Genomic DNA, 12,023 nt, shown 5'->3' on the forward strand with positions numbered 1-12,023 from the left:
CGATGCGAGCGAGAGCCAAGGGATGCGGAGCATCCCGCCCGGCGCTTGAGGGACTCATATAATGAAACTTCCCGAGCTTTCCATTCGCCGTCCCGTGCTGGCCACGGTGATGAGCCTGTTGCTGACTCTGGTCGGCATCATTGCGCTGCAACGCCTGACGGTGCGCGAATATCCCAATATCGACGAGCCGGTGGTGACCGTCACCACCACCTATAAGGGCGCCAGTTCGGAAGTAGTGGAAAGCCAAGTCACCAAGGTGATGGAAGACTCACTGGCGGGCATCGAGGGGGTCGATGTCCTGTCCTCGATCAGCCGGGCCGAACGCAGCCAGATCACCGTGCGCTTCCGGTCGAACCGCGATCCGGAATCGGCTGCCAGCGACGTGCGCGACCGCGTGGGGCGCGTGCGTGGTCGTTTGCCCGAAGATGTCGATGAGCCGGTCGTCGCCAAGGTCGAGGCGGACGCCCAGCCCATCATCTATCTGGCCTTTTCGTCGGACCGTCACGACACGCTGTTCATCACCGACTATGCCGAACGTTACGTAAAGGACCGCATTCAGAACATCAACGGCGTCGCCGACGTGGCGATCTATGGCGCCAGGCGCTTCGCCATGCGCATTTGGTTGGACAGCGCCAGACTGGCGGCCTATCGCCTGACGCCTTTGGATGTCGAGAATGCGCTCAAGCGACAGAATGTCGAGATTCCCGCCGGGCGCATCGAAAGCATGACGCGCGAATTCACCGTGCTTTCGGAAACGGATCTGCAAACGCCAGAACAATTCGGCGAAGTGATCATAGGGGATTCCGGCGGCGGATACATGGTGCGCATCCGTGACGTGGCCCGCGTCGAACTTGGGCCGGAGGACGAGCGCAGAATCGCCCGCTACAAGGGCAAAACGGCGATCACGCTGGGCATCATCAAGCAATCGACGGCCAATCCCCTGGACGTCGCCAAGGGCTTGCGCGTCCTCCTGCCTACCTTGACGGACAGTCTGCCAGAGGGGCTGAACGCCGAGGTTGGCTACGACACCACCTTGTTCATTTCCGAATCGATCGACAGCGTCTTCAAAACGATTTTTGAAGCGACGCTGCTGGTGGTGCTGGTCATTTTCTTTTTCCTGCGCACGGTCAGGGCCACGCTTATCCCCATCGTCACCATTCCGGTTTCGCTGATCGGCGCGGCGGCGATCATGTACGCCTTCAATTTCTCGATCAACACGCTGACATTGTTGTCCATGGTGCTGGCCATCGGTCTGGTCGTCGACGACGCCATCGTCATGTTGGAAAACATCTACCGCCATATCGAGGACGGCATGCCGCCGATGAAGGCGGCGCTGAACGGCAGCCGGGAAATCGGCTTTGCCGTTCTGGCCATGACCATAACCCTGGCCGCCGTCTATGTGCCGATTGGATTCATGACCGGGCGCACCGGGCGCTTGTTCACCGAATTCGCGCTGACGCTGGCGGGAGCGGTGATTGTGTCCGGTTTCGTGGCGCTGACCTTGTCGCCCATGATGTGTTCTCGGATGCTGAAGCATGAGAAGAAACACAGCCGATTCTACAATGTCATCGAGACGTTTCTGAACGATCTGACACAAGGCTATCAACGCCTGCTCGTCGCATCGCTGGGCAAACGCATGATCGTGGTGATCGTGGGGCTTGCCGTCGCCTTGTCGTCGGGCGGCTTGATCATGGCCTTGAAGTCCGAGTTGGCGCCCATCGAGGATCGCGGCACCATCATGGCCACCGCCATCGCGCCGGAAGGTTCGACCATCGCCTATACCGACCGCTATCTGCGCGAGGTCGAGGAGATCATTAAAACAATTCCCGAAGTCGACCGCTTCATGGCGGTAGCGGGCGTTCCCGTTGTGTCGCAGGCCATTTCATTTTCGCGCCTGAAAGAGTGGGGAGACCGTAGCCGCAGCCAGATGGATATCGTGAAATCCATGACGCCCAGGCTGATGGCCATTCCCGGCGTGCTGGCCTTTGCCGTCAATCCCGCCTCGCTGGGGCAGCGCCCCACGGAAAAACCCGTTCAGTTCGTGGTGCAGACGCAGCTAAGCTATCCGGAATTGCAGACGATGGTGCAGGCCCTGATCCAGGAGGCGTCGAAATATCCCGGCCTGATGGCGCTGGATACCGATCTGCGCCTGAACAAGCCGCAATTGCGCGTAACCGTGAATCGCGAGAAGGTGGCCGATGTCGGCGCTTCGGTCGATCAGGTGGGGCGCGCCCTCGAAACCATGCTGGGCGGGCGCCAAGTCACCCGCTTCAAGCGCGAAGGCTATCAGTATGACGTGATCGTTCAGGTGGCCGACATCGACCGCCAGAATCCGGACGATCTCTCCGCCATCTATGTCAGGGCGCGCGATGGGCGCATGGTGCAATTGTCGAATCTGTTGAATGTGGAAGAGACCGTCGCTCCGCGAGAATTGAACCATTTCAACCAGATGCGAGCCGCCACCATAACCGCCAACATTGCGCCCGGCTATGCGCTGGGCGAGGCCATCGCATTCTTGGAGGAGACGGCGGCCAGGGTTCTGCCAAGCGTGGCGCAGTATGATTTCAACGGCCAGTCGCGCGAGTTCAAAACGTCGCGCGCCGACATGATCCTGACCTTCGTCTTGGCCCTGTTCTTCATCTATCTGGTTCTGGCGGCCCAGTTCGAAAGTTTCGTTGATCCTTTCGTGATCATGTTGACCGTGCCGCTGTCGATGACCGGCGCTTTGCTGGCCTTGAAACTGTCGGGCGGCACGCTCAACGTCTATAGCCAGATCGGTCTGGTGACGCTGGTCGGGCTGATCACCAAACACGGCATTCTGATCGTTGAATTCGCCAACCAGCTTCAAGATGTCGGCAAATCGAAGATCGATGCGGTGGTCGATGCGGCGACGCTCAGATTGCGCCCCATTCTGATGACGACCGGCGCCATGGTGCTGGGGGCGCTTCCTTTAGCCCTGGGCAGCGGCGCTGGCGCAGAAAGCCGCAGCCAGATCGGCTGGGTCATCGTGGGCGGCCTGCTGCTGGGAACGTGCCTGACCCTGTTCGTCGTGCCGACGGCCTATAGTTTTCTGGCCAGAACGCGCCAGCCGCTTAGCGGGAAAACGCCGTCAGAGCCGCTTGCAGCCTCTGGATGACGCCCGGCCAATCTTGGGGGCTTTGCTGGCGAAACAGGCTGAAGCTGGGGTACCAGGGGCTGTCCTGACGTTCCAGCAGCCAGCGCCAATCGGGCAGATAGGGCAGCATCAGCCAGCAAGGAATCCCCATTGCTCCCGCCAGATGCGCCGATGAACTATCGACGGCGATCATCAAATCCAGATTTGCCATCAGGCCAGCCGTGTCGCCCCAATCGACCAGTTCCGGCCCTGCGTTGAAGATAGGGGGCGGGCAGGGGCCGGGATCGGGCTGGATGCCGATCCAGCTAATGGCGCCAACTTCGAACAATGGAGCCAGCAATTCCGTCGGCAATGATCGGTTGGCGTCGTTGGCGTGGGCCGGATTGCCGCGCCAGCTTAAGCCGACCTTGACGCCTTTCAGATGCTTCAGCTTATCTTGCCAAGCCGCAATCCGCTCTGTCGTCGCATGCAGATAGGGCGTTTGCCCAGGAATTGTTTGCAGAATGGTCCCCATGCGCCCCGGCACGGCCAGCAACGGCGCTTGGAGATCGAAGGGGGGCAGGGGGTCGCCCTCGGCGAACAATCCAGCCAAGCCGTGCAGGCCGGACAAAAGGGGATGCAAGGGTTTCGGGGCCTGAAGCAGCACGCTTGCGCCCAAACCGGCCAGGATCGGCACGTAGCGGCAGAACATGATCGTGTCGCCCAATCCCTGTTCGGCCCACAGAAGGAGCGTTTTGCCCTGCAGGTCTTCGCCTCTCCAGGCAGGTGCTTTGAAATCGACCCGTTCCAGATCAAGGCCTGCCGCTTTCCAGCGCCATTCCGCTTCGGCCCAACCCTCCACGAATTGTCCCAGCGTCAGCAAGCTAAGGCCCAGATTGTAGCGCAGCAGGGCGTTGTTAGGGTCAAGCCTTGCGGCCTGGCGATACAGCTCCAGCGCTTTTTCATAATCGCCTTGGTCTTGCAACAGATTGGCCAGGTTGATCCGCAATGGGGCGTTGCCCGGCTGCAAGCTGGCGGCCTGTTCAAGCGATTGCGTGGCGCCTTTTATGTCGCCCGCCGCCTTTTGGGCCATGCCCAATGCCGACAAGCGTTCGCCGTCCGCCGGATTGCGCATGACGGCTTCCCCAAGCCAGGCCACGGCCTCGTCGAAGCGGCCCTGCCTTAGCGCGCACAAGCCCAGAAGATGCATGGCCCCATCATGATTGGGGCTGGCGGCCAGCAGGGTTCGCGCTTGTTTCTGCGCAAGTTCATGTTCCCCCTGGTTGAAGGCTTGGACGGCTTCTGAGAAACTGGAGGCAATCCAAGCCGTAAGAGTGTCCGTCATCAAACCCTCTGGAATTTATCGGGCATTAAATGATAGGTTCGCGGTAAAGCGGATGCTAAAACTGTAACGGCAGGCAAGGCTGGTTTTAATAACTCCAAGAAGGATACGGGTCGAAGATCATGAATGGTGGACCGATTAATCTAAGCAGCTATACCATGCTCATCGCCGACGACAATGCGCATTTCCGTTGGCTGATGCGCTCATTTTTGAACTCGCTGGGGGTTGGCAGCATCCTCGAGGCCGCCAACGGCGCCGACGCCATTCAGATTCTGCACAATTCCGTGGTCGATGTGGCTTTGGTCGACATCAGCATGGAGCCGATCAACGGTCTGTGGTTCGTGCAAATGTACAAGAACGATCCCGACATCAAGAACAGGAACATGCTGTGCCTGTTGGTTACCGGCAACGCGACGCCCGAGAACATTCAAACGGCGCTTAAGGCTGGCGTCAATGACGTGATCAGCAAACCGCTATCCGCCAAAACTCTGGACGAGCGCCTGAAGCGTCATCTTGCCCGTTATCCGGGCCGGAGCTAGGCGCTTGATCGCCCTTATGCCGCAAGCTAAGGGCCTTGATGCGTCGGACGATGAGGCCGCTCGGCTTGTCCGGCGCATGATCGACGGCAGTCCGCATGGGGCGGCCCTGGCTGATCCCGCCTCCTCGTCCTTTGTCCTGGCCAACACCGTCTTTATCGAACGCTTCGCCGATTTGACCGAGGAAGAGGCGGGCATCGTCAAGCAACGGATTGGCCGTTGCGAGGCGGACAAGCTGATTCAAGGAAATCATGTTCTGACCCTGTCGCCCTTGCCGGTTTCAGGCAGCACTTTCGTTCTGGTTTGGATCGACGAAAAGTCGGCAAGCCTGGACAGCGCGGAAATCCGCCTGCGCGAAAGCGAACGGCGCTTGGCGGCCATTCTGGATACCGCCCCCGTTCCCCTAACCGTGACCAGTCTGGAAAGCGGCCAAGTGCTGTTCGCCAACGAGCGCGCCGCCAAGATGTTGGGTTACGACAAGAACACCATCGTCGGCAAGCCTTCCGGCGTGTTCTACCTAAACCCCGCCGACCGCGTTCGCATGATCGATCAGCTTCTGGACAAGGATGAAGTGCTGGATTTCGAGACGGTGTTTCGTCATGTCAACGGCCATCCCGTGTCGGTCTTGTTCTCGGCCGTTCCCTTCTATCTGGAAAACGAACGCGGTTTGCTGTCTGCCATCACCGACATTTCCCGTCGCAAGGAGATGGAGGAAATCGTGCGCGCCAGCGAGGAACGCTACCGCACGATCATCGATTCGACCAGCGAAGGCTTCTGGATGATCGATGGCGGCACCCACGTCACCTTGGACGTCAATCAGTCGCTTTGCGACATGCTGGGCCATGCCAGGGAAGACCTGCTGGGATCTGCCTTGCTGGATTTCGCCGATGAATCCAACAAGGATCTGTTGACCGGCTATATCGAGCGCATCCTGGCGGGCGAGCGCCTGGATTTCGATATCGAGCTTCGAACCATTGATGGGCGCAATCTTCCCTGCCACTTCAAGGCGGCGCGCCTGTCCGATCCCCTGCTGCATTCCGTTCAGGTTTTCGCCTTCATCACCGACATCACACAGCGCAAGGAAACGCAGCGGGTCTTGCAAGAATCGAAGGACGAGGCCCTGGCCGCCGCCAAGGCCAGGGCGGAATTTTTGGCGGTGATGAGCCATGAGATCAGAACCCCCATGAATGGGGTGCTGGGCATGACCTGTCTTTTGCTTGGACTGCCGCTGGGTGACAAGCAGCGTCATTACGCCGAAATCATTCAGCATTCCGGCGAATCATTGATGGTGCTGCTGAACGACATTCTCGATCTGTCAAAGGTCGAGGCGGGCAAGCTCGTCTTGGAATCCATCCCCTTCGATCCGCGCCAGATGTTTCTGGAATTGCATCATCTGATGTCGCCCAGGGCGGCCGAGAAGAATCTTCAGCTTCTTAAGCGCGTCGACAACGGCGTGCCGGAATTTCTTCAGGGCGATCCGTCGCGGCTCCGCCAGATATTGCTCAACCTGATCAGCAACGCCTTGAAGTTTACCGAGCGCGGATCGATTTCATTCGCTTTGGAATCCTTGGGACAGTCCCCTGAAGGTCTGGCTCATTTGCGATTCTCGGTCGCCGATACGGGGATCGGCATCGATGCGGACGTGCAAAATCTGTTGTTTCGGGAATTCGCCCAGGCCGACGCCTCGATCGCCAGACGCTTTGGCGGTACGGGCCTTGGCCTAGCCATCAGCGCCCGCCTGGCCGAGGCGATGGGCGGAAAGATCGAGATTTCCAGCCAGGCCAATCAAGGCAGCCTGTTTTGGATTGACCTTGACCTGCCGGTGGCCCAATCGTTGCCGGTGCGCGAGGAGACCGCAATCAATGTGCCCAGCCTTACCTTGCTGGTGGCCGAGGACAACGCCATCAACCGCCAAGTCATTTCGGGCATTCTGGAAGGGCGCGGCCATACGGTTTTGCTGGTCGAGGATGGCGCCCAGGCGGTAAAGGCCCTGGAAATGGGTCATTTCGACGCCGTGCTGATGGATGGTTGGATGCCGGTCATGGATGGCATCGAGGCGGCTCGCCATATTCGCGCCCTTAAAGACCCCGCCAAAGCGGCAACGCCCATCATTGCGATGACGGCCAATGTTTCCGAAGCCGATATCCAGTCGTATTTGGATGCAGGCATGGACGATGCTTTGGGAAAACCGGTCGATCTGGCGCGCCTGGACATGGCGCTTTGCAAGGTGGCCAACCGTCTTGCCAGGACCGTTTCGCAAAATGCCGCTCCCCAAGATCAACCTCAACGCGTTGAATTGCATCATGAAGAGGACGTGTTTGCTCCGGATTTGCTGGATGACGACATTTTGCGCCAGCTTTGCGAAACCTTGGGTTTCGAGCGGCTGGAGGAGGGGATGTCGTCTCTGCCCGCCCATTGGCGCGACCGCAGCGAGACCATCGTCGCCGCAGGCCGCAAGACCGACCGCCAAGCCCTGCTGCGATTGGCGCATGATCTGAAAGGCACTTCTGGAAGTTTCGGCCTGAAAGGCTTGTCGTTCCTAGCAACGCGTTTGGAAACAGCCGCCAAACTGCCGCAATATTCGGACGCGGAAGTTCAAGCGCTCGCTCTATCCATGGCCGATGCCGTTGAGAAGGCGATAGCCGCGCTGGAGGTTTGGCGACAATCCCGCCGGTAATCAGAATTTTCTAAGGATTTCCCGCAAGTTATGCGATATCGTAGGCGATGGCCGTTCAACCCGACGGCCCTGTCAAATTGCCGGCGAGAAAGATGCACAAACTTCTCGAACGCCAACTTCGCAAATGCAAGGTGGGAGATGCCCCGCCCAATTTGGATTGCCTGCTGGATCAGGTCAGCCGAGCCTATGAGGCGACGGATAGCGAGCGTCGCTTGCGCGACCGAGCGCTCGACGTTCTGCAAAACGAGTTGGAAGAGATCAACGTCACGATCCACGAAGAGGCCGAGGCGCGCTTCAACGTCGTGATGGACAATGTCGGCGAGGCCGTCGTCATCATCGACCAGGACGGCGTCATCGAGCGCTTCAACAATGCGGCGGTTCACATCTTCGGCTATCCGCCAGATGAAGTCATTGGTCAAAACATCAAGATTTTGATGCCAGATGATGACGCGTCTTTGCAAGATGACTTTCTGGCAAATTATTTTGATTCTGTCGTCTCTGGCATTATCGGCCAGGGACGCGAGATCATGGCCAAGCGAAAAAATGGAGAAATATTCCCCATCGATTTATCGTCCGGCGAATTGAAGGGCGGCGACAAGCGCCGTTTCCTGGGAACGATCCGCGACATTTCGTTGCGCAAGAAAGTTGAAATCGAACTGCGCCAAAGCGAAAGCCGTTTCCGCGATCTGGCCGGATCGGCATCCGACTGGTTTTGGGAAACCGACGAAGACTATAAGCTGTCATTCGTATCCGAACGCATCGGCGGCATTCTAGGCGTGCGCCCGGCGGCGGTGCTGGGGCACGACTATTTCGAACTGGGGCTTGACGATGGCGATCCCATTCTGGCCGCTCAGCACAGAAGCGACATCGACGCGCATCTGCCGTTCCGCGATCTTGTCTTTCATGTCGGCCCCGTCATGGGAAAAGACAGCAAGGTGGTGCGGATCAGCGGCCTTCCCGTCTTCGACGATCATGGCGTTTTCCTGGGCTATCGCGGCCTGGGCGCCGACATTTCCCGTGAGATGGAGGCAGAACGGCGCGCCAAGCAAGCGCAGCAACAATTGGCCGACGCCATCGAAAGCATTACCGAAGGCATCGCCGTCTTTGGCCCAGACGACAGATTGCTGACCTGCAACAGCGAATATCGACGTTTCTTTCAAAACGCGCATGAATTGATCGATCCGGGCCTGACCTTCGAACAAATCCTGCTAAGCGGCGCATTTCATCAAGTCGTCGATACCGAAGCCGTCGCTTACGAGGAATGGCTGATCAACCGGCTTAAGCATCATCAAGAGGCGACCGGCGAACCCCTGGTCATGAAGACGATGAATGGCCGCTGGGTGCAAAGCCGCGTCTACCGCACGTCGGATGGCGGCGCCGTCAATGTGCGCACCGACATCACCCAAATGAAGAAGCGCGAAGAAGAACTGGATGCCTTGCGCCGCCAATACCAGCTTATCCTTGATGCCGCCGACGAAGGCATTATCGGCCTAAACCCCCAGGGACACATCACCTTCGCCAACCGCGTGGCCGGACAGATGCTGGGCTATGACCACAATAAAATGGTCGGTCGCTGTTTCTCGGCGCTTGTTCAGCCGTTTCTTTACGGAAACGACGAATGTTTGGCGCCTGAATCGGCCATCGCCAGAACCTTCAACGAAGGGTCGTCGCACAAGGCTGGCGACGAGTTGTTCTGGCGCAGCGACGAAACGAATTTCCATGCCGAATATCTGGCGGCCCCCATTTTCGACAACGAAGTCGTGTCCGGCGTCGTCGTCGTCTTTCGCGACGTGACGATGAAGCTGGCCTTCGAGAGATCATTGGCCGATCACCAGCATTTGCTTGAGCAGCAGGTCGCCGAACGGACGGCCAAACTGATCGATGAGGTGCAGGAGAGAAGGCGGACCGAAACGGCGCTGCGCGACTCGCAAGTTCGCCTTAAAAACATTTCGGACAGTCTTTTTGAAAGCATTCTTGTGATCAACCAGACAGGCCATGTCGTTTTTGCCAACAAGGCGGCCAAAAAGATGTTGGCCGACGAAAGGCTGGTCGAGGAGATGGAAGGATGCCACATCGACAACCTGTTGTGCCTGCTGCAGGACAATGCCTGCGCCATCTTCGATGAGTCTCCTTGGCGCAAGGTGATCATGACTGCGGAAATATTGCGTGACGACGACGCCTTGTTCTCGACCCCCTCTGGAATGACCTTGTCTGTGGCTTATGCCTGCTCGCCATTGCAAGAAGACAAGAACCGTCGGTCGGCCATTCTTTCATTCCGCGACATCGCCGACTTGAAACATGCCCAGCGCGAGGCATTGCACGCCTCGCGTCTGGCCAGCGTCGGCGAGCTGGCCGCAGGGATTGCGCATGAAATCAACACGCCCATCCAATATATCGGCGACAATCTTCGCTTCATCGGCGATGCGATGGGCGACATTTCCTCGGTTGTCGAGGCCGCCAAGGGGCTTGTGAAGCTGGCTGGAGAGAACGGCCACTGTCAGGACGCGGTCGGCAGTTTCAACAAGCTGACGGAAAAGACGGATATCGATTATCTGCTGACGGAAACGCCCACCGCGGTTCGCCAATCTTTGGATGGCGTTGCCCAGGTTGCCAGAATCGTTCTTTCCATGAAGGAGTTTTCGCATCCGGGAACGGGCGCCAAGACCATGACAGACATCAATCGAGCCATCGAAAATACGCTTGTCGTTTCAAGAAACACATGGAAACATGTAGCTGAAATGGATTGGAAGCCGGATCCGCAATTGCCGCAAGTCGCCTGTTTGCCGGGCGAAATGAACCAAGTCTTTCTGAACGTCATCGTCAATGCGGCGCATGCCATCGAGGGGTCGGGCAAAAAACTTCCGGGACGGATCACGATCACCACAGCCAAATCGAATGACGGCTATGTGGAAATCCGCATCCAGGATTCTGGGACGGGAGTTCCCGATTCCATCCGCGAAAAGATTTACGACCCCTTCTTTACGACAAAGGGCGTTGGCAAAGGAACAGGTCAGGGGTTGGCAATCAGCCGCGACGTCGTCGTAACCAAACATGGCGGCCAGTTGCAATTGGAAAGCAGGGAAGGCGAGGGGGCTGTATTTATCATCAAGCTGCCGATCAATGAACCCGGTGGAACGCCGCAGATGGACGTAGGGCTATGAGCGAGACGGTGCGCATTCTGTTCGTCGACGACGAGCCGAATATCCTAAGCGGCTTGAAGCGGCTGATGCGCAATATGCGCGACCAGTGGGACATGTCCTTTTGTTCATCGGCGCCAGAGGCGTTGGCGGCGTTTGAGAGCGCCCCCTTCGACGTCATCGTTTCCGACATGCGCATGCCGGGCATGGATGGCGCTCAGTTGCTTGAACAGGTTCGTGAGAAATATCCCGGCACCATCCGGGTCATTCTGTCTGGCTATGCCGATTCCGAATCGGTTCTAAGAACGGTTGGTCCTGCCCATGTTTATCTGGCCAAGCCTTGCGACCCGCACTTGTTGCAAGAAGCGATCGTGCGGCCCTTGTCGTTGCGAGCCTACTTGAACAGCCATGAATTGCGTACGCTTCTGGCGGGACTTAACAATCTGCCAAGCCTGCCTGACGTTTTCGTGCGCTTGAATTCCGAACTTCTTTTCGAGAATTCATCGGCGGCGTCCGTGTCTGAGATCATCGCTTCCGATCTGGCGATGACGGCGGAAGTACTTCGCCTGACGAATTCGGCCTATTTCTCGACGGCCATGAAGGTGACCACGCCCTTGCAGGCCGTTCGCACGCTGGGCATGGAAATCATTCAGTCGCTTGTGCTGCGCATCGGCATTTTTCGTCAATTTCAAGGGTCGTTGGCGGTTGGGGCGCTTTTGAAACGCGTCAACGAATACAGCCTGAGAATTTCCAAGCTGGCCGAGCTTATCGCCAAGACGGAAGGCGTCGATCACGCATTTGTCACCCAGGCCCTTTGCACGGGCATGCTTTCGCCAATCGGCATTCTGGTGCTTCTGGATGCGAAGGGGAGCGACTATCGCAAGATTATCGAAGAATCCACTTCCCACGAGGATCTTTGCCAGCGTGAAACGGCGCATTATGGCGTCAATCACCACATGATCGGCGCCTACCTGCTCAGCCTTTGGGGCTTCTCCCAAGACGTCATCGAAGCGGTGGCCATGTCTCACAACCCAAGCCAAACGCAGGGAAACGAGAATTTTGTGCTAACCGCCTTGCATGCCGCTTTGTCGCTGGGGCCGCATTTCCTGATATTGAAAGAGGGCATGAGCGACGTGCCGGAATTGTTGGATATGGATTACATCAAGCGGGTCGGTCGAGAGGATCGCATCCCAGTCTGGCGAGAGCTGGCGGAAACCATCAATGAGAGGAAATAGCG

General features: G+C 58.0%; 6 protein-coding genes. 5 read left to right on the forward strand and 1 reads right to left on the reverse strand.

Translation table 11 applies throughout. The features are described from left to right. Positions 1-61: 61 nt before the first annotated feature. Positions 62-3,136, forward strand: a complete 3,075-nt coding sequence (locus HQL44_00870; GenBank protein MBF0267120.1) for an efflux RND transporter permease subunit — start codon at positions 62-64, stop codon at positions 3,134-3,136. Here the strand turns inward: HQL44_00870 and HQL44_00875 are convergent. Beyond that, on the reverse strand, positions 3,093-4,439 hold the full coding sequence (locus HQL44_00875; GenBank protein ID MBF0267121.1) for a tetratricopeptide repeat protein: 1,347 nt from the start codon (positions 4,437-4,439) through the stop codon (positions 3,093-3,095). The genes HQL44_00870 and HQL44_00875 overlap by 44 nt on opposite strands. Before the next feature lie 155 nt (positions 4,440-4,594). On the opposite strand from HQL44_00875, the gene HQL44_00880 reads away from it, so the two are divergent. The 4 genes from HQL44_00880 (at position 4,595) to HQL44_00895 (ending at position 12,021) form a co-directional block, all read left to right on the forward strand. After that, a complete protein-coding gene (locus HQL44_00880; GenBank protein MBF0267122.1) occupies positions 4,595-4,975 on the forward strand; it encodes a response regulator in 381 nt (126 codons plus the stop codon). Between the two features lie 4 nt (positions 4,976-4,979). After that, positions 4,980-7,649: a PAS domain S-box protein gene (locus tag HQL44_00885; GenBank protein MBF0267123.1), complete on the forward strand. Its 2,670-nt coding sequence runs from the start codon at positions 4,980-4,982 to the stop codon at positions 7,647-7,649. 92 nt (positions 7,650-7,741) lie between these two features. Next, positions 7,742-10,810: a PAS domain S-box protein gene (locus tag HQL44_00890; GenBank protein ID MBF0267124.1), complete on the forward strand. Its 3,069-nt coding sequence runs from the start codon at positions 7,742-7,744 to the stop codon at positions 10,808-10,810. Next, positions 10,807-12,021, forward strand: a complete 1,215-nt coding sequence (locus tag HQL44_00895) for an HDOD domain-containing protein (protein ID MBF0267125.1) — start codon at positions 10,807-10,809, stop codon at positions 12,019-12,021. Before HQL44_00890 ends, HQL44_00895 begins: the two co-directional genes overlap by 4 nt. Positions 12,022-12,023 lie beyond the last annotated feature (2 nt).

Source organism: Alphaproteobacteria bacterium (genome assembly GCA_015231795.1).
Lineage (GTDB): Bacteria > Pseudomonadota > Alphaproteobacteria > Rhodospirillales > WMHbin7 > WMHbin7.